21 protein-coding genes are annotated in these 25397 nt (G+C 39.1%); all 21 read left to right on the forward strand.

Annotation, left to right across the window (positions count from 1 at the left end; translation table 11 throughout):
• Window positions 1–258: 258 nt before the first annotated feature.
• The 21 genes from ACT3QR_RS11735 (at window position 259) to ACT3QR_RS11835 (ending at window position 24996) form a co-directional block, all read left to right on the forward strand.
• The gene (locus ACT3QR_RS11735) at window positions 259–894 is read left to right on the forward strand and encodes a hypothetical protein (protein ID WP_444521512.1); all 636 of its coding nucleotides are present in this window, start codon (window positions 259–261) and stop codon (window positions 892–894) included.
• Window positions 895–1517: 623 nt separating this feature from the next.
• Window positions 1518–2222, forward strand: coding sequence for a hypothetical protein (locus ACT3QR_RS11740; RefSeq protein WP_444521513.1), 705 nt, complete (start codon window positions 1518–1520; stop codon window positions 2220–2222).
• Window positions 2223–2822: 600 nt separating this feature from the next.
• Window positions 2823–3929, forward strand: a complete 1107-nt coding sequence (locus ACT3QR_RS11745) for a polysaccharide biosynthesis/export family protein (protein ID WP_444521514.1) — start codon at window positions 2823–2825, stop codon at window positions 3927–3929.
• A 90-nt stretch (window positions 3930–4019) separates the two neighbouring features.
• Window positions 4020–4451, forward strand: coding sequence for a low molecular weight protein-tyrosine-phosphatase (locus ACT3QR_RS11750; RefSeq protein WP_444521515.1), 432 nt, complete (start codon window positions 4020–4022; stop codon window positions 4449–4451).
• 77 nt (window positions 4452–4528) lie between these two features.
• Window positions 4529–6823: a polysaccharide biosynthesis tyrosine autokinase gene (locus tag ACT3QR_RS11755; RefSeq protein ID WP_444521516.1), complete on the forward strand. Its 2295-nt coding sequence runs from the start codon at window positions 4529–4531 to the stop codon at window positions 6821–6823.
• A 153-nt stretch (window positions 6824–6976) separates the two neighbouring features.
• Entirely contained in the window at window positions 6977–7906 is a 930-nt protein-coding gene (locus ACT3QR_RS11760) for a nucleoside-diphosphate sugar epimerase/dehydratase (protein ID WP_444521517.1), read from the forward strand.
• A gap of 24 nt (window positions 7907–7930) precedes the next feature.
• Entirely contained in the window at window positions 7931–9061 is a 1131-nt protein-coding gene (locus ACT3QR_RS11765; protein ID WP_444521518.1) for a UDP-N-acetylglucosamine 4,6-dehydratase family protein, read from the forward strand.
• A gap of 3 nt (window positions 9062–9064) precedes the next feature.
• Window positions 9065–10360 carry a Vi polysaccharide biosynthesis UDP-N-acetylglucosamine C-6 dehydrogenase TviB gene (tviB, locus tag ACT3QR_RS11770; protein ID WP_444521519.1) on the forward strand — a complete coding sequence of 432 codons (1296 nt, stop codon included), beginning with the start codon at window positions 9065–9067 and terminating at the stop codon, window positions 10358–10360.
• Window positions 10361–10425: 65 nt separating this feature from the next.
• The gene (locus ACT3QR_RS11775) at window positions 10426–11457 is read left to right on the forward strand and encodes an NAD-dependent epimerase/dehydratase family protein (RefSeq protein ID WP_444521520.1); all 1032 of its coding nucleotides are present in this window, start codon (window positions 10426–10428) and stop codon (window positions 11455–11457) included.
• 12 nt (window positions 11458–11469) lie between these two features.
• Window positions 11470–12711 (forward strand): oligosaccharide flippase family protein, encoded by a 1242-nt coding sequence (locus ACT3QR_RS11780; protein ID WP_444521521.1) that lies wholly within the window; start codon window positions 11470–11472, stop codon window positions 12709–12711.
• Between the two features lie 237 nt (window positions 12712–12948).
• The gene (locus ACT3QR_RS11785) at window positions 12949–13944 is read left to right on the forward strand and encodes an ATP-grasp domain-containing protein (RefSeq protein WP_444521522.1); all 996 of its coding nucleotides are present in this window, start codon (window positions 12949–12951) and stop codon (window positions 13942–13944) included.
• A 2-nt stretch (window positions 13945–13946) separates the two neighbouring features.
• On the forward strand, window positions 13947–15116 hold the full coding sequence (locus tag ACT3QR_RS11790) for a nucleotide sugar dehydrogenase (RefSeq protein ID WP_444521523.1): 1170 nt from the start codon (window positions 13947–13949) through the stop codon (window positions 15114–15116).
• Entirely contained in the window at window positions 15113–16135 is a 1023-nt protein-coding gene (locus tag ACT3QR_RS11795; RefSeq protein ID WP_444521524.1) for an NAD-dependent epimerase, read from the forward strand. Before ACT3QR_RS11790 ends, ACT3QR_RS11795 begins: the two co-directional genes overlap by 4 nt.
• A gap of 33 nt (window positions 16136–16168) precedes the next feature.
• The gene (locus ACT3QR_RS11800) at window positions 16169–17287 is read left to right on the forward strand and encodes a glycosyltransferase family 4 protein (RefSeq protein WP_444521525.1); all 1119 of its coding nucleotides are present in this window, start codon (window positions 16169–16171) and stop codon (window positions 17285–17287) included.
• A gap of 7 nt (window positions 17288–17294) precedes the next feature.
• Entirely contained in the window at window positions 17295–18452 is a 1158-nt protein-coding gene (locus ACT3QR_RS11805; protein WP_444521526.1) for a hypothetical protein, read from the forward strand.
• Complete coding sequence (locus ACT3QR_RS11810) at window positions 18449–19591, forward strand: glycosyltransferase family 4 protein (protein ID WP_444521527.1); 1143 nt, start codon at window positions 18449–18451, stop codon at window positions 19589–19591. The genes ACT3QR_RS11805 and ACT3QR_RS11810 overlap by 4 nt, the downstream gene beginning before the upstream one ends.
• Window positions 19588–20184, forward strand: a complete 597-nt coding sequence (locus tag ACT3QR_RS11815) for a sugar transferase (protein WP_444521528.1) — start codon at window positions 19588–19590, stop codon at window positions 20182–20184. The genes ACT3QR_RS11810 and ACT3QR_RS11815 overlap by 4 nt, the downstream gene beginning before the upstream one ends.
• 1 nt (window position 20185) lies before the next feature.
• Complete coding sequence (locus ACT3QR_RS11820) at window positions 20186–20800, forward strand: acetyltransferase (protein WP_444521529.1); 615 nt, start codon at window positions 20186–20188, stop codon at window positions 20798–20800.
• Between the two features lie 9 nt (window positions 20801–20809).
• Window positions 20810–22072: a hypothetical protein gene (locus ACT3QR_RS11825; RefSeq protein ID WP_444521530.1), complete on the forward strand. Its 1263-nt coding sequence runs from the start codon at window positions 20810–20812 to the stop codon at window positions 22070–22072.
• A 62-nt stretch (window positions 22073–22134) separates the two neighbouring features.
• Complete coding sequence (locus ACT3QR_RS11830; protein ID WP_444521531.1) at window positions 22135–23355, forward strand: DegT/DnrJ/EryC1/StrS family aminotransferase; 1221 nt, start codon at window positions 22135–22137, stop codon at window positions 23353–23355.
• A 168-nt stretch (window positions 23356–23523) separates the two neighbouring features.
• Entirely contained in the window at window positions 23524–24996 is a 1473-nt protein-coding gene (locus ACT3QR_RS11835) for a capsule assembly Wzi family protein (RefSeq protein WP_444521532.1), read from the forward strand.
• Window positions 24997–25397: the final 401 nt, after the last annotated feature.

A 25397-nucleotide genomic window follows, 5' to 3' on the forward strand; every position in this document is an offset into this window, starting at 1 on the left:
GTATTTATTTTCTATCGCCTGATGTGCTATCATCGTTGCACGATCTATCGTGGGTTTAACAGTTTTGTTATCGCCGACCATGACAATAGTCTAATGGCTGTGTGACAAACCTTGCAACTTCCAGCACGATATAAAACAACTCTGGTAAAGCGCATGAGCCTGTACTCCGACAAACTCATTTGTGCCTGATTTTTTCCCTATTTGGGCCTATATCATACTTTTTCGTCGGAGTTACAGGAGTCTAAGGTGTTCAATATCATGAGCCACATTGCTAATCCATCTAAATATACCCGTCGTTATCATCCACGTCATTCTCTAGCGCAACATATTATCAATCAAATAGAGTCGCTTGAGCTGCGCCCGCAAGATATCGTCAAGCAAATGGGCTATCCTCTTAAACATACCATACCTGCCTACGACCGCCTGCGCCATGTGTTGTCTAATAGGTATTTAGGGCTTGATGGTAGCTACATGGATAAATACTTTACTGCTGATGAATTTTTAGCGAAGCTGTTTGCCGTACTCGAAATACCGTATCAGCCATTCGCAGAAGATATTGCGCAGATTAAATATGACTTGGCAAATTGCTCTCATACGCTACCTAAGTATAGCTTACGAGCGGAAGTGGATTTTACATTTACGAGTGCAAATAATTGGATGTCTCGCGGTGCAGCTTCACGTTTTGCGCAAGTACACCTGCCTAGCGGTTTTGCCAAACTAGACGATGCTGCACGTGAGTCAGTGATTCAAGATAGTATCTGCGAGCACTATCAGCAGTATGAGTATAGTTTGCCATACGACGGTATTATAAAGAGCTATCGACTGACTATCGAAAAAAACAACCATGTGGTCGACCATGCAGAGTATGGATTACCAAAATCTAGCAGTATCTAAACAGTATTGAGTGTATAAGAAGCGCGTACTGTTAATTACATTGATTGAATAGTCGCATTAATTGAAAAATAAATACGAAAAAGCCTCACTTTATTGTGGGGCTTTTTGGTGAATGATATGCGTTTAACCCAAGTCGACTGATAAACCCTATAAAAATATCAAAAAGCATGCGTAAGGAGAGAGCGTCATTGAGCACCTCGTGACTTTTTCATCTTCTAGTACCGCTAAAAACGCATCAATTAGCTTTTGTTTTCATAGGTTGTGATATTACATATATGCGAGGCTAAGACTGAAGACATCACTGGCATCGCATCTGGATACGAGTTTACAAATTTTCTCTCCAATAGATAAGATGCTACTCGTTGGGATCATTACGGGAGAGCAAACCGATGATGCAACTTAGTCTGTGTTATCCAGACTGCTTGTCTAAAACTGATTGATTAAACTTGTATATTTATAACTGTCTATCTAAAATTACTCCAATAAGAGACAATACGCTTATCAAGACTAAAGTCTGTTGGTGCTGAGAATTGATACTGAAAAATAGCAGCGTGCTCAAAGACTCTTAGATTGAGCAATGCAGATATTTAATAAATTTAACTTAAGTAAAAAGGCAGTCCTGAATGACCAAACATAACCCGTATAATTTTTTACCCTTGCAGCCGACAGGTAGAAACGAGACTGATACTGCTAATACCTATGCTCCTGAAGATATGATTAAAATATACGAGCAGCAGTTTCTCATTCAAGTGCCGGAAGAAGAGCTAACAGAGTTTTTGCCAGCGCTAAAAGCGTTCTATGATATCGACAACCATATCTTAGATGTCAGTGCCATTATTTTTGATGCAATTGCAGATTCTGCCATCATTTATAACCATAAAATCAAAGTCGGCGATTATCAGATATTAGGTAAGTTGATAGAAGAGGCAATTGAATATGATGAAGACAACAAAAATGATGAAAGTGCTGAAAATGAAGAGATTCGAGCCTACACATTAGAGTGCCAGCGTACCTTTTTCCTCAATGATATAGAGATACCTTATCATTTCAATCTATTTATCTATGGTGATGGTTATTCTACTTTGACCAAACAAGATACTGTACTAGAAAGAATGTATTGGTTTGTCAGAGGTAGATTCGAAGAAGAATTATTAGATGATTCTGAGGATAACGATAGCTTAGCGTCTATTAATGCGCAACTAGCCAGTTTGGGCATTCGTGAAATGGATCTGACGACTGTAGATGAGATAATCAGCTATGTAGAAAACAGCATCATTGATGATCCGATGGTGGACGCGCTGAATCAACTACTAGATGATGCTGAGTAAGGTGAAAGACTATTTCGTAAGGTGAGTAGCATTGCTGTTTACAATTACCACGAAATAAAGGGCTATCTTCAATCATTTAAGATATTCCTTATTCTTGGGAGTTATCTAAATTCTTTATGGCAGATATCTGATTGAATAGTTATACATAATTGTATTCAAAATACATTTCGAAAGTTATTAATATCGGTAAGGTTTATAGAAAAAGCCTCGTTACTCCAAACGAGAGTAGTGAGGCTTTTTTAATTTTATTGTTAACACTTGTTCATTCAGAATTTGGTCATACTTATTGCTTAGCAAGTAAGTTAGTATCAGAATATTTATAATATGGCTAATAGGTAATATATTGTTTTTCATTAAATTTTTTTCCAAATAAAGTTAATACAAAAGAGGAATCCTCATGTTAATATTATAGTTTTTATTGTAATTAATGTACGAAATACGTAAATACATGATAGAATAGTGTTCTTTTTTCGTATTTAAAAATATTCATTAGGAATCTTTTGTTTAGGTTTTCATTGATGTTTCAGCTGCTCTTGTAGCAGCTAATTTTTATAGCTACTGCTTACCACTGCATAGTGTCATGTTCTGAAGGGTTTTATTATGGGCCAATCTTTTAAATTATTGAGTGCATCAAGTTTGTTGCTTGCTGTCTTGTGGTCCGCTGGATGTGCTACAACAACTATTAATTCTGGGCTACAAGCCGGAGACCTACCACCAGTAGGAGACTTTACTGCTGAAAATGGTTTACAGTTTAATATTCAGCCGCTAAACCTAACAACATTACCAGCGCCTCAAGTAAGTCGCCCTAATAAAGATATTTATCAGCTGATTAATAGCTCAAAAAAGATGGAATATCGCATCTCTAGCGGAGATATTCTAAGCATTAATTTGATTGGTTATCCAGATATGACGCCTATTGCAGTGTCAAGTAGTAGCAATCCCTACGCGTCAGGATATCCGGTAGACCAGCAAGGCTTTGTACAGTTTCCTTTAGTAGGGAGAGTAAAAGCCTCAGGCTTGAGTGTGCCGCAGTTTACGGCCTCGCTACAGAGCAAGCTGCAACGTTATCTAAAATATTCAGATCCGCAAGTAAAAATTATTAATTACCGTGGTAATAAATTCTTTATCGATGGTGAAGTCAGACAGCCTGGTGAGTTCACAATAGATGACGCTCCTGTATCGCTGTACAGTGCGATATCAAAAGCGGGCGGCGCGACAGAGACAGGTGATTCAAATAGTATCGTCCTCAACCGTAATGGCCGCAACTATAACATCGGGCTACAAACCTTACGTCAAATAGGCTCATCAGGTAATCAGATCTATATCCAAGATGGTGACTCTATTCATGTCAACAGCCAAAGCCGCAATCAAGTCTATGTATTAGGTGAGTTCGGTCAAGTAGAGCCAGTACCGATCTTAGAGCAAGGGTTGAGCTTAGCACAGGTAATGGGTGAGACCAGAGGGTTGAACCCTGTCACAGCCAATGCGGCAAAAATATATGTCGTGCGTGACAACCCTGAGTATCAGCGTACCAATATCTACTACATCGATATGCAAACCATTACTAATCTTGCCATTGCCAACCGTTTTGAGATGCAACCAAATGATATTTTGTATGTTGATCCTACTGGCTTGACACGTTGGAACCGAGTTATCAGCTCAATATTACCATCAACGACAGCTATCAAAAGCTTCACAACTTTATAGCTGCTAGCGTATCTAGACCTAGTAAAAGAGTTATTAATAGGATAGCGACTGACGGTAATGAGTCATTGTTTGAAATAGTGGATAGTTATTATGGCGTTTGAAAATATTTTGGTAGTTTGTGTTGGCAATATCTGTCGTAGCCCTATTGCTAAAGCGGTATTAGCGCAGCAATATCCTCATAAAACGATCGACTCTGCTGGGCTGTCTGCCGTGGTTGGTAACGGTGCTGACGCCAATGCCTTAGCGGTTATGTCAGCGCTAGGTATAGATATGTCTGAGCATATTGCCAAACAGATTGATGAGACGTTAGTGATGCGTGCTGATCTGATTTTGACAATGTCTGATAATCAGAGTAAATGGATTGAGGACCGTTGGCCACATTGCCGCGGCAAAACCTTCCGAATTGGTCATTGGATTGATCAAGATATTGCTGATCCATATCGCCACGAGCTCTCAGTATTTGAAGACACTCGGCAAGATATTTTTGACAGTCTGAAACCATGGGCCAATAAGATTAGCTAAGCATTTACTATCATTGGTTCGATACAGAAACACTGGCAATAAATAAGCCTCTATCTCACTTTAATGAACTAACCTTTATGATTAAAGATTCATCGAATACATCTAAAAACACTATTGAAAAAGACGATGACGAAATCGATCTGATGGCACTGCTTTGGGTGTTATTGCGTGGCTGGAAGATCGTACTGTTCTTTGCACTATTAGGCTTAGTCATTGGGGTTTTGTATAGTCGCTATGTTAATCCTACCTTTAAATCGGATGCGCTAATACAGATTGAAGAAAACAGTCAAGGTATCGCAGCGTTGGGTGAGAGTATTTCTGAGTTAGTAGGCTCTGAAGCGAGTAAGGCCCAGACTGAAGCTGAGCTGATCAGATCGCGGATGATTCTAGAGCCCGTAGTTACGCTATTACATTTACGTATCAAGCTCGCTGACCCTAACATTGGGGCTGTAGATAAAATCAAAACCAATCGCATTGATAGTCAAATCAACACTCCAGAAGGAGTGTCTTTGGATAGCGAGCAGGGCCGTGTACAAGTCAGTCAGTTTGATGTATCACGCGCTTATTTAAATCGCCCATTTACGCTAACCAAGTCAGAGACAGGGTTTGTGTTGACAGATGGCTTTGATGAGTTTAAAGGTCAAATCGGTCAAGCGCATAAGTTCCGTGGTAACGATGGCCAGATACATATTACAGTCAATGAGCTACCTGATGAGAGCTACCCGATAGCAATCAGTAAGCAATCGTTGAAAGCGACCACAGACAGTATCAATAGTGCGTTATCTGTAGTGGAGCAAGGCAAGCAAACAGGTATTATTCAGCTGTCCATGACTGGTAATAGTCAAGAGCAAGTCACAAACGTGCTGAATCAAATCGTGCTTTCTTATATTGAGCAAAACCAATCACGTGGCTCAGAAGAAACCACTAAAACGCTGACCTTTATGGAAACTCAGATACCAGCGCTCAAAGACAAACTCGAGAGTTCTGAGGCGATTTTTAATGAATTTCGTAAAGAGTATGGCACCATCGATGTGGCCAAAGAAGCTGAACTACTGCTGACAGAAAATTCGCAAATCGATACACAGCTCAATGAGTTAAAACTAAAAAAAGCAGACCTGACTACGTACTATACCAATGAGCATCCATTGGTTGTACAAATCAATGAGCAACTCGCCGTGCTCAATAGTCGAAAACGAGACATCGATAGTACGATAGCTGGCTTACCTGAGATTCAAAGAGAGTTCTTGAAACTATCAGAAGATACGGCGATCAATAGAGAGATCTATCTGACGCTACTCAAAAACTATGAACAACTTAAAATCGTGAAAGCAGGCCAAATTGGCTTTGCACGTATTGTCGATTTACCGATTAGTACGTATAAAGCCATCGCACCTAAGAAGCTACAAATAATCGTATTGGCGTTATTGTTAGGTGCAATGTTGGGCACAATGCTAGTGCTGCTGAAAAACCTACTCAGAAATGTAGTCAAAGACCCTGAACGTATAGAAGTAAAAACTGGTATCCCAGTAGTTGCTACGATACCGCGCTCACCTTTGCTATCAAGGATCGGCAAAAATAAGCAAGCAAGTATGCGTTTATTGGCTCATGTTGATCACAATAGTTTAAGTTATGAAGCCATAAAAAGCCTGAGAACAAGTCTGGTTTTCTCAATGCCGAAACAGACTAGTGTGTTTGAGGGTAATAACGACAATAATGGTATGCAGTTCAGTCACGAGGGCAAGATTATCTTGGTGACAGGAGAGAGCCCAGGTGTGGGTAAATCATTTATCAGTGCTAACCTAGCAGAAGTATTTGCTCAGTTGAACAAGAAGGTGTTGGTGATCGATGGAGATATGCGCTTAGGTGAGCTGCATAAGATGTTCAACTTAAGTCAAGACAATGGTCTGGCTGATTATTTGACGGAAGGACACAGCCGTTTGAATAAACTGGAAAAAGCCACGCCAGTACAGCCTATTGCCGATCCAAGCATTGACAGCTTTATTCATCCGACAGGTATCAGTGATATTGATTTTATACCGCGTGGTCGACATCCGCATAATCCAGCCTCGCTTCTCATGAGCGAGAGGTTTGCGCAGTTAATGACCGTACTTAAGACGCAATACGATTATATCGTCATCGATTCACCACCAGTACTGGCTGCGTCAGATTCACTTATATTAGCGCAAAGTGCTGATAAGGTGCTGATGGTCACACGCTATGATAAGTCAATAGAAGGTCAGGTCACCTACGCGGTCAAACAAATGCATAAAGCCAATATGCAAGTAGACGGTATTATTTTGAACGATGTACAACAAGGCTTAATGGATAAGTATAGTTATCACTATAGTTATGCTTACGGTGATACTAAGTAGCTAATGATAGCTCTTAATAATTAGTAACTCTTAATAATTAATAGCTATCAATGATTAGTGGCTCTTAGATTAACGTACAGGTAGTTACGAATAAGCGGTAAATACTCAAAATCAGTTCGTCTTTGGTCATACCAATAGGTAAAGTTGGAAATTATGTCGTTACAGTCAAACGTGGATGATAGTCATCATTCTTCTAGCAATATTAATAATACAGCTGATACCAAAACCTCTTGGCATTACCGTAGCACAAATTGGTTGTTGTCGCTGCCACGTGGTGTCAAGCGCGGTATATTGATCAGTGCTGACTTGCTAATGTCTATGCTCAGCTTATTTTTGGCAGTGGCCCTACGCTATGGCTATATTGCCAATCATATTAGCCCTGCTACGCTGTTCTGTTATGCAACAATTCCAGTCATTGGTTTATACGTGATTGGCTTTTATAAAGGGATTTCGCGCGTCTTTTTTGATGCGGTGATGCGCCATGTTTTGCAGCTATTTGTGGTACTGATCTTAGTATATCAATTGATTATATTTTTGGACTGGCTACCGGGTATGCCACGCTCAACCCCTATTCTCTATCTGTTCTTATTGTTTATTTGGTTATGGAACAGTCGTCTTACAATTAGAGAGCTATTGGCACGTTGGCAGGGTAAACGTCATAGCCGTAATAAACAATATGGTGAACCAGAAAATATAATTATTTATGGCGCAGGGTTAGCTGGACAAGAGCTATTTGAAGGAATAAGACATTCACATAAGTATAATATCGTCGGTTTTATCGATGATAATACTCAGCTCACAGGTGCTCATTTTTCGGGTAAGAAGATTTACCATGCTAGTGAACTGCTTGAGCTGGTCGAGCGTTTGAATATTGCACAGGTATTTTTGGCATTACCATCGGTTAGTCTCTCTCATCGTCGTAAGATTATTGATCAGCTCGCTGATGTATCAGTAAAAATCAAACAGTTACCCAGTCTACAAGAGCTCGCTGACGAAAAAGTTACAGTCAGTACTATGCGTCAGGTCAATATTCTCGATGTACTGGACAGGCAGACAGTAGAGCCAAACGAGCGCTTATTATAGCAGAATATAACGAATAAATGTGTATTGATCACTGGAGCAGGCGGCTCTATCGGTAGCGAGCTGTGTAGACAGATCGTCAAAAATAAGCCACGCTGCCTAGTATTGTATGAGCTATCAGAATATGCGCTATATAGCATTCATCAAGAGCTGATGGCTAAGATAGTGAGTAAGGATGTATATAAAGGCATCGAGGTCATGGCTATCATCGGTAATGTAACCAATGAAGCCAATCTGACTCGAGTGATGAGCGACTATGGTATTCAGACTGTCTATCATGCTGCCGCCTATAAGCACGTACCTATCGTTGAGCACAATCCGTTTGAGGGAGTTATTAATAACACTAAAGGTACCTATCATTGCGCTCGCGCAGCGATAGCGGCTCAGGTCGAGACTTTTGTATTAGTATCTACTGATAAAGCGGTAAGGCCAACCAATGTCATGGGTGCAACCAAACGCTTAGCAGAGCTGGTTTGTCAAGGACTGAGTCAGGATCCTGCTAACAGTGGTACTTGTATCAGCATGGTGCGCTTTGGCAATGTACTTGGCTCGTCAGGATCGGTGGTGCCATTGTTTACCAAACAGATAGAGCAGGGTAAACCTATCACAGTCACACATCCAAATGTCACGCGCTACTTTATGACGATACCAGAAGCGGCTAACTTAGTGATCCAAGCAGGGGCGATGGCAGCAGGCGGTGAGGTATTCGTCCTTGATATGGGTGCACCAGTCAAAATCGTTGATTTGGCCCGTCGCATGATACATTTGAGTGGCTACGAGGTAAAAGAGGATGAGCATCCAGAAGGTGATATAGAAATCGTATATACGGGCCTAAGACCAGGTGAAAAGCTGTATGAAGAGCTGATCATTGGTGAAGATAATGTACAAGAAACGTCTCATCCGCTCATCATGCAAGCGATGGAGCATAGCTATCCGCTATCTGATATTGAGGCTATGCTACATCAGCTTACAGATAAGGCAGATCAATATGATATAGCTTGGCTTAAGCAGCAGTTTACCTATTTTGTGTCAGGTTATCAGAGTGGCACACCTACGACAGAAATGAATAGCAATAGTGTTAATACCTTGAACAATAAGTCGACCAGTAAAACTAACAAACCAACCGTGAAAGCTCTTAAATCAGTAATGGAACAGTAAGTAATGACTAAGATAAATGAGATACATAATATTAAAAATTTAAAAATTGCGGTCATCGGTCTTGGCTATGTGGGTTTACCACTAGCGGTTGAATTTGGTAAACAGCACTCGGTCATCGGCTTCGATATCAATGCTGAGCGTATTACAGCGCTAAAAGCGGGCAGCGATCATACGTTAGAAGTGAGTAATAAAGAATTAGCACAAGCGACTCATTTAACCTATAGCTCTGATATCAATGAGCTGAAAGACTGTAATTTCTATATCGTCACCGTGCCTACGCCTATCGATGACTATAAACAACCTGATCTAATACCATTGATTAAAGCGTCAGAAGCTATCGGTGATTTATTGAAACAAGACGATATCGTAGTTTATGAGTCGACGGTCTATCCGGGAGCAACAGAAGAGGTCTGTATTCCAGTATTAGAAAAAGCCTCTGGGTTGGTCTTTAATCAAGATTTTTATGCAGGTTATAGTCCTGAACGTATTAATCCAGGTGACAAAGAGCATCGGGTAACCAATATCTTAAAGGTAACGGCGGGATCTACTCCCGAAGTCGCCGATTTTGTAGATGAGGTATACAACTTAATCATCACTGCGGGTACACATAAAGCGCCTTATATCAAAGTTGCTGAGGCAGCTAAGGTCATCGAAAACACCCAAAGAGACGTAAATATTGCTTTGATCAATGAATTGGCTGTTATTTTTAACAAAATGAACATCGATACAGAGGCAGTGCTTACAGCAGCAGGTACCAAGTGGAATTTTTTGCCATTCCGTCCGGGCTTGGTCGGTGGTCACTGTATCGGTGTCGATCCGTATTACTTGACTCATAAAGCTCAGGCAATTGGCTATAATCCAGAGATTATATTGGCTGGGCGCCGCTTAAACGACAGTATGGGCGAGTATGTCGTCACTCAATTGGTCAAAACTATGATCAAAAAACGTATCCAAGTTGAGGGCGCCAAAGTTTTGGTCTTAGGCTTGAGCTTCAAAGAGAACTGCCCTGATGTGCGTAATACTAAGGTCATCGATATCGTCCATGAGCTACAAGAGTACAATATCGAAGTCGATGTCTATGATCCTTGGGTAGATAAAGCAGAAGCTCAAAAAGAGTATGGCATCACACTTACTAGTACGCCTGTGATCGATAGCTACGACAGTATTATCCTTGCCGTGGCTCATAGTGAGTTTGTAGAGATGGGGGCCGCACACATTCGCAGCTTAGGTAAAGCCAATCATGTGCTCTATGATTTGAAATATGTGTTTGCCAAAGAAGACACAGATATTCGTCTGTAACCTTTGATAGCCATGTAACAACTACAAAAGTACAAAATCATAAAAACATCACAAGAGAAACGTATATGACAGCGACAGCATATCAACAAGTCAAAGAGTCACTGATACAATCGCCCAAAGTATGGCTGATCACTGGGGTAGCGGGCTTTATTGGCTCTAATTTACTAGAGACGCTACTCCTACTGGATCAAAAGGTCGTGGGTCTAGATAATTTTTCCACTGGATTTCAGCATAATCTTGATGAAGTACAAGGCTTAGTAAGCGCTGAGCAATGGGCACGGTTTAGCTTTGTAAAGGGTGATATCCGTCAGCTCGCAGACTGTCAAGCAGCGTGTAAAGGTGTCAATTACGTATTACATCAAGCTGCTTTAGGCTCTGTACCTCGCTCTATTGCTAATCCTATCGCAACTAATGAGACTAATATTTCCGGCTTCTTAAATATGATGGTAGCGGCACGCGATGCAGAGGTGTCTAGCTTTACTTATGCGGCTAGTAGCTCAACATATGGTGATCATCCAGCACTGCCAAAAGTTGAGGAAAATATTGGTAATCCTTTATCGCCTTATGCAGTGACCAAATACGTCAATGAGCTTTATGCAGATGTGTTCTCACGTACTTATGGCTTTCAGACGATTGGTCTACGTTATTTCAATATTTTTGGTAAGCGTCAAACACCAGATGGTGCTTATGCAGCGGTAATCCCTAAGTGGACGGCAGCTATGATCGAAGGCGATGACGTTTATATCAACGGTGATGGCGATACCAGTCGCGATTTTAACTTTATCGAAAATGCGGTACAAGCCAATATTTTGGCAGCGATTGCTAATGAAGAAGCCAAGAACCAAGTATACAATGTCGCTGTGGGCGGTCGTACTACCCTTAATACGCTATTTTCAGCACTTAAAAAGCATTTAGGTACTAATGGCGTTAGCTACTCTCAAGACCCAGTCTATCGAGATTTTAGAGCAGGCGATGTGCGTCATAGTCAGGCTGATATTAGTAAAATACAGAATTCGATAGGCTATGCGCCGCAGTTTGATATTATTCAAGGTATTGCTAAGGCGATGCCTTGGTATGTTAAGTCTTTGAAAAAATAGTGACTTAACTTTATGATTCGTAAAATTCGCAAGGCTTTACAGGTTGAAGATGTCAGACGACTAATAAAAAATTTTTTTTCATTATCTGTTCTGAAACTCGTCAATGCTGTTCTGCCCTTTATTACTTTGCCTTATTTGATTAAGGTGTTGGGACTTCAGCAGTATGGTGCGATTGTATTGGCTCTATCATTGATTGCCTATTTTCAATCAATAACGAATTATGGCTTTAATTTATCAGCGACAAGAGAAATTGCAAGGCACAAGAGCAGTCGTCAGCAGTTAAGCTTTATTTATAGTAAAACCCAAACGTCAAAACTTTATTTACTACTGTTCTCCTTAAGTATATTAGTACCCACTGTCATGATTGTGCCTCAGTTTAGAGAAGATTTGCCAGTATATTTATTGATGTGCTTGATGTTGATTGGTCAGGCGATGTTCCCTGAGTGGTTCTTCCGTGGTGTGGAGCAAATGGGTTATATCACTATATTAGATTTGATCGTTAAAGGAAGCTTTACTATAGGTGTCTTTGTATTGATCAAATCTCCTGAGGACTATTGGCTTTATCCTTTATTATTTGGTTTAGGGTATATGTTCATTGCCATACTCTCTCACTTTTTAATCATCAAAAAGTTTAAGTTATCATTTCAGTTAGTAAAACGACGTAATGTAATAAATAATCTAAAATTTGGCTTTCCTTTATTTGTTAATCAGTTTATGCCGAATTTTTATAATAATACTACTAGTTTTTTGGTCGGGATGCTATTAGGTAAGCAGGCAGTAGGATTATTCGGTGCTGTTAGACAGCTCGTTAATGTACTGAGCGTTTTTAATTCAGTGGTATCTACTGTAGTGTTCCCTTATTTAGTACGTAGGCAAGATAAATTCAATGTATTTAGTAAGATTTATATGATTGGCTTTTCATTAATTGTTATGAGTCTTATTGTATTACACAAATATATACTTCAATGGATGGAAATATCTGATCCGTTATCTTCTGCCATATTTCTTATTTTAGCATTTGGGGTCACTTGCATTGTGGTTTACAGTATTTACTCTACAAACTTTTTGATACCAAAAGGTCATGATAAGACTGTCATGAAAATAACATTTATGATATCGCTAGTTGGGTTGCTAACCTCTTACCCACTTATAACAAACTTAGGTGTGATAGGCGGCGCAATAAACATTGCATTTGCACAATTATTGATGGGTGGTAGTGCTTTTATCTTGTACAAAAGAATAGCGAAAAATTAATGTATAGATATTAAACCTCTTATGAAAACACTTATGGATTGACTTCTAGTAATGTATCTACAAGAGCTATCGAGTACTTATGCAGGAGATTTATTTTATGAGAGATATTGAAATTACTAATCTAAATGCAAGGTCATTTTAAACAGGATACTATCTATTGAAATATTCATAATTATTTCAAGATTAACTAGAAAGCAATAAAGAACTTAAAAATATTTGAAAACGAGAATTATGATTATGACTATTTATTTACTGATTATGCCAAATGGAACCTTTGGAAGCGCTGGTCAAAGCTGGAAAAAACTAAACTTAAATAGATTGAAGATTAATTTAGACTTTGAAGTTAAGGTTGAAACTATAGATAATATAAATAATTTAACTTTTAACAAGCATGATGTTTTAATTTATACTTCATCTGAAAACGAAGTCATTAGAACCTTTTTAAAAAATAACTTGTTTTATCTGAAAGATACAGTAAGGCTTATACCAAGCTATGATTTATTGATGGCTCACGAAGATAAAGGGTTTCAGGAAATACTAAAGCATAAAGAAGGTTTTGGTAACTTGAAAGGTAACTATATCTTTGACATAGACAAGAGTAGTTTAAAATTTCCTAAAGTACTAAAAACATCGCAAGGTGCAGGAAGTTCTGGCGTTTTCTTAGTAAAGAATTTAAAAGAATTAGCCAAGATAAAATCTGACTTCTTTACTGATGATTTAAAAAGACGACTGATCAAGTTGCAAAGAAAGATAAAATTAAGCAGTTCTGATTATCAAACTTATAAATATAGATATAAGAAGTTTAGCTTATTTGTTGAGCAACAGTTTATACCTGACTTAAAGCATGATTTCAAAGTTCTGGTCTTTGGTAATCGTTATTTTGTTCTAAAACGATCTATAAGAAAAAATGACTTTAGAGCTAGCGGAAGTGGTAATTTCGAGTTCGTAGAACCTCCAAGAGAAGTACTAGAATACGCTAGGGAAGTAGCTTCGATTTTAGATAACCCCTACTTATCTTTAGACATTGCTCAGTCAGCTACTGGCTGTCATTTAATTGAATTTCAAGGTACGAATTTCGGTCCTTATACACTATTGAATGCTCCATATCGTTATGTATATCAAGGTAAAGACTGGGTCGCAGAAAATAACTGTAAAGACCTAGAGTCTAATTATGCTTACGCATTAAATTACTATCTTAAAGACAACCTAAATCTAGAGAAGGTTGAGGGATAAGTATGAAAATCGCAGTAGTTGGTACTGGGTACGTTGGACTATCCAATGCAATGATATTCTCACAACATAACGAAGTTGTTGCTATCGATATATTGCCTGAGAAAGTCGAACTATTGAATAATCGTATTTCTCCTATTCAAGATGTAGAAATATCGCAATTTCTAAGTGAAAAAAACCTAGATTTTAGAGCGACTCTTGATCCGCATGAGGCTTATCAGGATACTGATTTTGTCATTATAGCGACACCTACCAATTATGATGTTAAGACCAATTACTTTAATACTGGTAGTGTCGAGTCAGTTATCAACCAAGTTAAAGAAATTAACCCACTAGCTATAATGATTATCAAATCAACCGTTCCAGTTGGATTCACTAAAAATATAAAAAAGCAGTTAGGTACAAATAATATAATATTCTCTCCAGAGTTCTTGCGTGAAGGTAAGGCGCTATATGACAACTTATATCCTTCAAGAATTATTGTAGGAGAAAAGTCTGATAGAGCTCAGTTATTTGCAAGAATGCTAATAGAAGGAGCGATTAAGAAAGATAGTCCTATATTATTTACTGATTCTACAGAGGCAGAAGCGATTAAGCTGTTTTCTAATACTTACTTAGCTATGCGTGTTGCTTACTTTAACGAGCTTGACACCTATGCTCAATCTTTTGGATTGGAGACTCGTCAAATTATTGAGGGTGTTTGTTTAGATGATCGTATTGGCAGCCATTATAATAACCCATCACTAGGTTATGGTGGCTATTGTTTGCCTAAAGATACAAAGCAACTGTTAGCCAATTATGATGAGGTGCCTAACAATATTATAAGAGCTATTGTCGACTCAAATCGTACAAGAAAAGACTTCATTACAGCTTCAATTATGGCAATGAGTCCGAAGACAATCGGTATATATAGACTAGTAATGAAAGAAGGTTCAGATAATTTCAGAGCTTCCGCTATTCAGGGGATAATGAAACGTATAAAGGCTAAAGGTATAGATGTCATAGTCTATGAGCCTGTATTAGATGAATCAGAATTTTTTAATTCCAAAGTTTTTAAAGACTTAGAGGAGTTCAAAAAACTAAGCGATGTTATTGTTACTAATAGATTATCCAGTGATTTAGATGATGTCATGAATAAAGTTTATACTAGGGATATCTTTGGAGGTGACGAATGAAAATACTCGTTACAGGTGCAGCAGGATTTATCGGTTTTCATCTAATCAAAGCTCTTTTGGAAGCACCCTCATTAGAAGATGAAAAAACTATTGTTGGTATTGATAACATTAACGACTATTATGATATAGGCTTGAAGCATGAACGCTTGACAGTACTTGGCAATCATTCTCAAGCTGAGCGCTTTAAATTCATTAAGCTTGATCTTGCTGATCGTGAAGCGATGGCGGCTTTATTTACTGATTACGAGTTTGATATTGTTATCAATCTTGGAGCACAAGCTGGTGTACGCTATTCAATTGTAAACCCGAATGCTTACATGGATTCTAATATGGTAGGGTTTTTAAATGTTCTTGAAGGTTGCAGACAGACTAAGGTTAAGCATTTACTATATGCTAGCTCAAGTTCTGTATATGGTATGAATATTAAGCAACCTTTTAGCACTAATGATTGTGTTGACTATCCTATCAGCTTATATGCTGCTACCAAGAAATCCAATGAGCTAATGGCACATACCTATAGTCATTTGTACAATATTCCTACCACTGGTCTACGGTTCTTTACGGTTTATGGGCCTTATGGTCGACCTGATATGGCTTATTTTTCTTTTACCAAAAAGATACTCGCTGGTAAAACTATCGATGTCTTTAACAATGGTGAGATGAAACGAGACTTTACTTATATTGATGATATTGTCAAAGGTATAACTCGTCTAATAGATAAGGTACCTACTTCTCAGTCATCATTGACGTCGGCTGCCACCGCGCCATATAAAGTCTATAACATCGGTAATAATCAGCCGATTACGCTACGTCGCTTTATAACAGCTATCGAAAATGCTTGTGGGGAAAAAGCCCGAGAGAATTTATTACCTATGCAAGCTGGCGATGTGCCTATTACCTACGCTGATGTAGATGAACTTATAGATGATATTGATTTTAAGCCTAATACAAGTATTGAGGATGGTATTTCGAAGTTTGTTAAATGGTACAGAGACTATTATTTAAATAATTCAAAATAATATATTCTCTAATGAATCTAAGAGACTTAAAATATGAAGATAGTACATATAATCACGGGCTTGCATAACGGTGGTGCAGAAGGTGTTCTCTATCGTTTAGTCACTCACGATCACGCAAATGAGCATATCGTTATATCAATGATGGACGCTGGTAAGTACGGACCGATGCTGTTAGATAAAGGCATAGATTTACATGACTTGAATATGAGTGCAGGAAAAATTTCTCCAAAGCCCTTATTAAAATTGTACAAAATTTTAAAGAAAAATAATCCAGACGTAGTTCAAACTTGGATGTACCATGCGGACTTGGTTGGCGGGCTCACTGCAAGAGCAGCAGGTATTACGAATATATTTTGGAATTTAAGACATAGCAATTTCGATAGCAATCATACTAAATCTAGTACTATAAAAATTGCAAAATTAAACGCAAAATTAAGTAAGGTAATACCTAAGAAAATTATATCCTGTGCACAAGGTGCTATCAAAGCTCATACTGATCTAGGCTATTGCGAAGAAAAAATTGTCGTTATTGGAAATGGCTATGATCTAAGCACTTTCAAGATCGATGATAATTCTCGCAGTTTGATTAGAAGTGAGCTGAATATTGGAAAAACACCTGTCATAGGAATGGTCGGTAGATATGACCCACAGAAAAACCATAGAGGCCTTATAGAGGCTTTAGGAATTGTAAAAGAGAAAGGTTATGCTTTTGAACTAGTTTTGATAGGTAGAGATTTAAATGATGAAAACGAAATTATTTTAGAACAAATTAAAAAAGCAAACTTATATAATGAAACTTATCTATTGGGTCAAAGAAATGATATTCCAAGCATAATGAATGCTTTAGACATACATGTATTGAGTTCTTCTTATGGCGAAGGTTTTCCAAACGTTATTGCTGAAGCTATGGCTTGTGGAACTCCTTGTATTGCAACGGATATAGGAGATTCTAAAGTCATAGTAGGCGATTATGGAACGATAGTAGAATCGAATAGTATTGAAAAACTATCATTGGCTATAATGAAAAACTTAGATCTAATGCATGATGATAAACAGTGGCAACGTTTAAGACAGTCAAGTCAGCAACATATTATGCAAAACTTCAGTATTCAAAATATGGTCTCTAAGTACAAAGACATTTGGTTAGGGTAATATATAGATGCGTAATATAGATCTATTCGACTTTAGTGTATCCCAAAACCTATTGACACCTATAATCTTAATAGTCAGCCTTTTGTTATTATTGTTTTTTTTTGGTAGAAAGAAAAAAGACTTGCCTATAATGTTTCTGTTGTTTTCATGGCATACATTGTTTTCATTACTTTATTTCTATTTCACAGCTGGCAGTAATAGTGTTGGAGACTCAAGAGCTTACTACCTAAACTCATTGTCTGGTCATAATGTGGAGTTTGTTCCTGGAACTAGATTTGTTACGTTTGCTACTTATCTTTTAACTCGAAACTTTGAACTAAGTTACTTAAATGTTAGCTTAATTTACAATATGATAGGAGCTTTTGGGCTCCTTTTGCTCTATCTATCACTAAAAAAACACCTTGAAAGTTTGCCTTGGTATTGGACACTCATACTATTTTTACCTTCCATTAGTTATTGGAGCTCTGCGATAGGTAAAGACTCCATAGCTTTTTTTGCAGTGTCTTTACTGATATATGCTGCTACTGTCGGTAGAAAAAAAATTGTACTTTATTTTATAGTGTTACTTTTGATGTTTATGATTAGACCTCATGTGGCTTTTATAATGGCTGTTTCTTATTTGATATACTTTATTGTGCAGTCTAAAGCTCATATTGTCTTAAAGCTTATTTTTATCCCTATCATAGCAACTGGTACATTTTTATCGTTAGGCTTTATCCAAGAGTACACAGGTTTAGATGAGGCCTCACTTAGTGGCATAAGTGACTTCTACGATGAGCGTCAAGGAAGCAACATGAATGGTGGCGGTGCTATTGACACTTCATCTATGCCTCTTCCATTAAAGGTTTTTTCGTATATATTCAGGCCGCTACCTTTTGAAGCACACAGTTTTATAGCATTTGTAGCAAGTATAGAAAATACCTTTTTATTAATATTCTCTATTTTTATTATTTATCGTTCAAAGTCCAAACTTAAGGTTATTTTTACTAATGAAAGACTTTGGTTATCATTATACGTGTTGCTGATTTCTATTATGCTGTCTTACGGATTATCTAATTTAGGTATTGCTGCGCGGCAAAAATGGATGTTTATGCCTGTCGTCATATACTTATTAATTTATTTATATAATACTCAGAAATTAGAAAAAGCGCGAGTTTACCCATGAAATTCCTAATAATTGCTAGCCATCCCGTTTCTGTTCTAAAATTCCGTGGCGCATTAATCGCAGCTATACAGCAGTTCGGTTTTAAGATTCACGTAGCTGCCCCTGAGTTTGATAAATATCTAGAAGAGTATGATAAGTTAACAGGGTTAGGTTATATAGTGCATGATATACCTATGCAACGTACAGGCACTGATCCTATATCAGACGCAAAAACTTTGGTAACCTTGTATCGTCTGATGAGAAAAATTAAACCTGACTACACGATGGCCTATACCATAAAGCCTGTTATTTACGGATCACTAGCTGCTAAGATGGCACGAGTGCCGCATCGCTTTGCGCTTATCACAGGACTAGGTTACGCTTTTCAAGGAGCGGATGAGCAAGATTACCAAAAATCTAATCTTCAAAAGATCATGCATAAGCTCTATTCCGTAGCGTTAGCCTCGACTCATAAAGTGTTTTTTCAAAATCCTGATGATGAGGCTTTATTTAAATCTATGGGCATTATAAAACCTAACACCCCAACCAAAGTTGTCAATGGCTCTGGCGTTGATACCTCTGAATATAGCGTGCAGCCTTTTCCTGCAGCTGATCACAAGCCCCTGCCTAGATTCTTATTAATAGCGCGTCTACTAGGGGACAAAGGCGTCAGAGAGTATGCCCAAGCGGCTCGACTGACTAAAGCCAAATACCCACAAGCGCAGTTTGACCTAGTCGGCCCTATCGATACCAATCCCAGTGCAATTGGTCAAAGTGAACTAGATTTTTGGATTGATGAAGCGTTATTCAATTACTGGGGCAAAGTAAATGATGTAAAACCTGCTATTTTAGCGAACTCAGTTTATGTACTACCATCATATAGAGAGGGTACACCTAGAACTGTGTTGGAAGCTATGGCAATGGGACGACCTATTATCACCACTGATGCGCCAGGTTGTCGCGAGACCGTCATTAATAAATACAATGGCTATCTCGTGCCTGTCAAAGCTGTAGACGAATTAGTCGCTGCCATGGAACATTTTATCATTGATCCAGAGCTTATCGTACAGATGGGAGCAGCATCGAGACAGCTAGTAGAAGAAAAATTCGATGTACATGCTGTCAACCAAACTATGCTAAAAGAAATGGATATTTTATGATTAAAAGACTTTTTGATATTACTGCCGCAACTACAGCCCTAGTGGCCTTAGCTCCTGTATATGCTCTTACCTCTTATAAAGTAAAGAAAAACTTGGGCTCGCCTGTGCTATTCAAGCAAACGCGACCTGGACTCCATGGTGAGCCATTTGAGATGATAAAGTTCCGTACTATGCTAGATGCTTATGATAATGAAGGTAATCCTTTGCCTAATGAGCAACGATATACCAAGTTTGGTAACTTCCTACGTTCCACAAGCCTCGATGAGCTGCCTGAGCTATGGAATGTCATTAAGGGAGATATGAGTCTAGTTGGGCCGCGACCTTTACTTATGGACTACTTACCACTTTATAATGAAGAACAAGCGCGTCGTCACAATGTACGCCCAGGGGTCTCAGGCTGGGCTCAAGTAAATGGACGTAATGCAATTAGTTGGGAAGAAAAGTTTGAGCTAGATACTTGGTACGTAGAGAATCAAAGCTTACTAATTGATTTGAAAGTCATCTTTTTAACTCTGAAAAAAGTTCTTATAAGAGAAGGCGTAAATGCTAGTGAGAATGTTTCTATGACTAGATTTACAGGAAGTAAAGACTAATATGTTAGCTATTTTAGGAGCTAGTGGTCACGGCAAGGTGCTAGCAGATATAGCAGAGCTTACGGGATGGAGTAGTATTGAGTTCTTCGATGATGCTTGGCCTGATAATCAATATAATGGCGCATGGCAGATAGTTGGAAATACTCAAGATTTGCTAAACAACTTAGCAAGTTATAAAGGCGTGATTGTCGCTATCGGTAATAACAAGATTAGACAACAAAAGCTACTTCAATTACAGAGTGCTCAAGCGAATATTGTTTCACTAGTTCATCCCTCTGCGATTATAAGCAAATATACTAAAATCGGTTTAGGATCTGTTGTTGTCGCCGGTGCGGTAGTCAATCCAGATTGTACCATTGGTATAGGTGCTATTATCAATACCTGCAGTAGCGTAGGACATGATTGCACTCTTGGAGACGCGGTGCATATTTGTCCTGGTGCTAGAATAGCAGGCGGTGCTTATATAGGTAATCGTGCGTGGATAGGAGTTGGTTCAAGTGTACGTCAGCTTACAACGATAGGTTCGGACGCTATTGTAGGTGCAGGCGCAGCCGTCGTTCAAGATGTTTTGCCAAATGTAACTGTTGTTGGTGTACCTGCAAGACCTAAACCATAGGAATATTAAATGAATATTAGAAAGTTAGTATATATAGTCAAAGACCAACTAAAAAAAGGCTCATTAAACGAAAATTTGGCCGATCTAACAAGCCAATTTAATCATGTTTTTCCTGCTCAATCTTCGCGATTGCAAGCTATTACGCAATATGCAATTGAAAACACTCCTCATTACAATAATTATAAAGAGTATGATAGTTTCAATGAGTACCCTGTATTAGATAAGTCTATCATTAAAAGAAACTATAATGATTTTATCTCTAATCCTTATAAAGAGGAAATCGGCTCTTTGCACAAAGTGACGACGAGTGGTTCTTATGGCACTCCTTTTACCTTCTACTTAAATAGCGAAAAGCGAAAAAAAATGATTGCCGAGGTTTACTACTTCGGTAAAAAAAGTAACTTTGTTCTTGGTTCTAAACATGCTTATATTGTTTCAAAGAAGAAGAGCAAAACGTCTCAATTGATACAAAACCAAGTTATGATAACCGTAGATAAGCTTGATGATGAGTGGTGTAAAGCCTCGATTGCAAGATTAAAAAAACAAAAGGTCAAAGTTTTAGTTGGTTATCCATCTGCTATTACAAGATTGGCTTCTTATATTTATAGAAATGATATTCATTTACCAATGAATGGGATCATTACCATTTCAGAAGTACTATCAGATGCTATGCGCCTACAAATTGAAAATAGTTTCGAATGTCCGCCCGTTAGTCGATATTCATCTGAGGAGTTTGGTGTACTAGCAAATCAAGATTTATCTGGAGAGTTTTTTTGGCTTAATCAAGCTAACTACCTTGTTGAGATATTAGAGTTAAATAGCAACAAGGAGGTTGCTATTGGTGAACTTGGTAGAATCGTAGTTACTGACCTCTTTAACGAGGCTATGCCCTTAATCCGTTATGATACAGGTGATCTAGCAAAGCCTTATGAAATTATCAAAGGTCAGGTGACAAAAATTGAAAGTGTTGAGGGTAGAAAGTTAGCTACTATTCGTGATGTGAAAGGAGAAGAAGTCTCATCTTTTTCAATCAATGGTGCTCTTCGAGAATCAATAGATATTATTCAGTTTCAATTTTCTCAAGAAGGTAGCAAAGAGTATTTATTAAAAATTATTACTGATAAGTCGTCTGTAGGTGAAGTTAATATAATTCAAGCTTATCGAAATATACTAGGTTCTGGAGCAATCATTAAATTTAATTATGTTGATGATATACCTGCTCAAAGAAGTGGCAAGAGACCTTATATAATCCAAAATTTCTATGTAGATTAAATGTATGCCTATATCTTATTCTTTAAAAATTAATAAAATATTTCATAAGGTAAATTTTTAACATGCTAAACACCTCATTTTCACCTTGGCCAAGCTTTACCCAAGCTGAGGCCGATGCCGTCAGCCAAGTTTTGTTATCTAACAAGGTCAACTACTGGACCGGTACTGAGGGTCGCGAATTTGAAAAAGAATTTGCGACATGGGCCGACAGTCAGTATGCGATTGCCATCGGTAATGGTACGTTAGCGTTGGATGTTGCTTTGCAAGCGTTAGGTTTAGGAGAAGGTGATGAAGTGATTGTCACCCCGCGCACCTTTATCGCCAGTATCTCATCCGTGGTCAATGCTGGTGCAACTCCGATCTTTGCCGATGTCGATGCTGCCACGGGTAATATCACACCTGAGTCAATTGCTGCCGTATTGACTGATAAAACCCGCGCTATTGTTTGTGTGCATTTGGCAGGCTGGCCTTGTGACATGGATGGTATCATGGCCTTGGCAGCTGAGCATGACTTGTATGTGATAGAAGACTGTGCCCAAGCGCATGGTACGCGCTATAAAGGTCGTAGCGTTGGTAGTATCGGTCATATAGGTGCTTGGAGCTTTTGTCAGGATAAGATCATGACCACAGGCGGTGAAGGCGGCATGGTCACTACTAATGATGAGCAGCTATGGCGAAAGATGTGGGCGTATAAGGATCATGGCAAGAGCTACGCGGCTGTCTATGAGACCGAGCACCCTCCCGGCTATCGCTGGTTGCACGAGAGCTTCGGGACCAATTGGCGCATGACCGAGATGCAAGCGGTGATCGGCCGTATTCAATTAACGAAAATGGCTGATTGGACAGCTAAGCGTACTGCTAATGCCCATGCCATACTAGACGAATGTGATAAATGGGCGCAGCAAGGTTATCTCTCTGTGCCTAGACTAGAGCATATGCCTGAATTTGCCGATTGTACGCATGGCTATTACAAGCTCTATGTTTATGTACAGCTAGAGAACTTACCTGAGGGCTGGTCGCGTGATAGTATCATCGCTGAGATCAATGCGCTGAATGTGCCATGCTTCTCAGGTTCAGCTTCTGAGGTTTATTTAGAAAAAGCCTTTGATAATACGGGTCTACGTCCCGAGTCACCGTTACCGATAGCTAAGCAATTGGGTGAGACTAGCCTCATGTTTTTAGTCCATCCGACTTTGACGACAGCTGAGATTGAGCAGACTGTAGCTGCTATCGATAGCGTATTGACTAAAATGCATGACTCTAAATTTCAAGTGTCTAACTAAGACTTATTAACGTATACCATCCTACACTAGCTTTAGAGTAAAAAATCATATGCTGGGTGCTTAATTCAGCTTTGATGATTTTTAAGGCAACTAGTTAAGACAACTAAGCGGGACTAAAACCCCATATCACGGTTGATTATCCAATCATCGCTATAAAAGCAGACCCTTATGAATAAAAAGCTAGTCACTATCCTAAGTACCCTAAGCGCAAGTATAGTATCACTCATAGCCACGACTGCCTCAGCACAAAATCTGTACATGAACGATCTACGCCTAAAAGCTGATATCGATTGGTTAAATACCCAAGGCGTAACGCAGATCAGTACCAGCACTTGGCCGTTGACTGCAAATGAGATCGAGCGAGGATTGCAGAATGCTCAATCAACTAGTGACGTGCAGCAGCAAATGGTACAGTCGATACAAACACGGCTAAATCAAGATCGTGATTCTTTGGTCAAAGCCACTGGTGAGATCACGCTACAGACGGCTCGTCAGTCCTTACCGCAGACCTTTAGCGATGATCAGCTCGCTGGACAGAAAATTAGCGGTGCTATTGGACTTAGTGAAGCCAATTGGGAGTTCAACCTACAGGCGACGCTAAAAAATGATGAGCTAATCGAAGATGATTCAGAGATTAGCTTTGAGGGCTCTTACATCGCTGGTATGGCGGCCAATCAATGGCTGATCGCCGGTAAGATTCCGGCATGGTGGGGTCCAGGGCATGATGGTAGCCTGATCCGCGGTGATGCCAGTCTAGCAGTTACTGGCTTTACGATGCAGCGTGATACGCAAACCGCACCAAATTACAAATATTTGAATTGGGTAGGCCCTTGGCAGTATCAGCTATTTGCTGGCCAATTGGACGATTATGAAGCCGTTCCAGACGCTAAATTGTTTGGCGCACGACTAGCAGCGAGTCCATTACCTTGGTTAGAAGTCGGTGCATCACGTACCTTTATGTGGGGCGGGGAAGGTCGTCCAGATAGTCTCAGCTCCTTTGGTGATGCGATTTTAGGGACCAAAGATAATGGCGGTAATGATGGCGGTGACCCAGCCAATCAGCTAGGCGGCTTTGATGCGCGCATACAGCTAGCATCATTAATTAACGTGCCAGCGAGTGTCTATGGTCAGTATGTTGGCGAAGATGAAGCAGGCGGACTACCGGCCAAAAACATGTATTTGGCTGGCGTAGATTATGCCTCTGCGGCGATGGGCAAACCCTACCAACTCTATGCTGAATATACGGATACACGCACCAGTGGTGAGGTGAAAGGGATATCCTATGATCACGTCAATTATACCGATGGTTATTATCAGCAAGGCTATCCACTCGGCTATGCGCTTGGCGGTGATGCTGAAAGTGTTGCGCTTGGCGGTCGTTTATGGCTCGATGAGCGTAACTTTATTCATGCCAAACTGCAACACGCCAAAGTCAATCAGTCAGGAGAGTTAGGCTCTCGCACTGGGGAGATGGATAACCAAGCCTTTCCAACGACCGATAAGCTTACCGCTATCGACGTCTCTTGGGAGCATCAGTTACAGCCTATGACTAAAATGACGACTAGAGTATGGGGAGTTGATTCTGATAATCGCTCTAGCGATATTGGTGCCGGTATAGGACTTGAGCTAGCGACTTATTAATTTCCGATAATTTTTTAAATATAAATAATTAGCTACCAGTGCAAAAAAGCCGTTTATCCATGATAGACGACTTTTTACGACAGTTTAATAAATACTTCTTGTTTTGTACTTAGCGAGATATTTCCCAGATATTTACTATCCTTCATCTACTTTAGAAATTAGAGCGCTAAGGCAACGGAGTAATCAGTAACATTGCAAACAAAACCAAACGAGTTCTCAGAAGATGGGGTGTTTTTTGTAAGGTATATTGATAAAGCATTATGATACTTACTCACTTATGCCAGAAGATGACAGCTCTGTTTTTATAGTATTTTTTCGAATTTCTAACATCATAAGAAAGCTATTTTTACGCTATTCAAGTCTATGCAGTTCTGTATACATTTCTAGTTTTCTGTCCATCT

The organism is Psychrobacter sp. AOP7-B1-25 (assembly GCF_052376195.1).
Lineage (GTDB): Bacteria > Pseudomonadota > Gammaproteobacteria > Pseudomonadales > Moraxellaceae > Psychrobacter.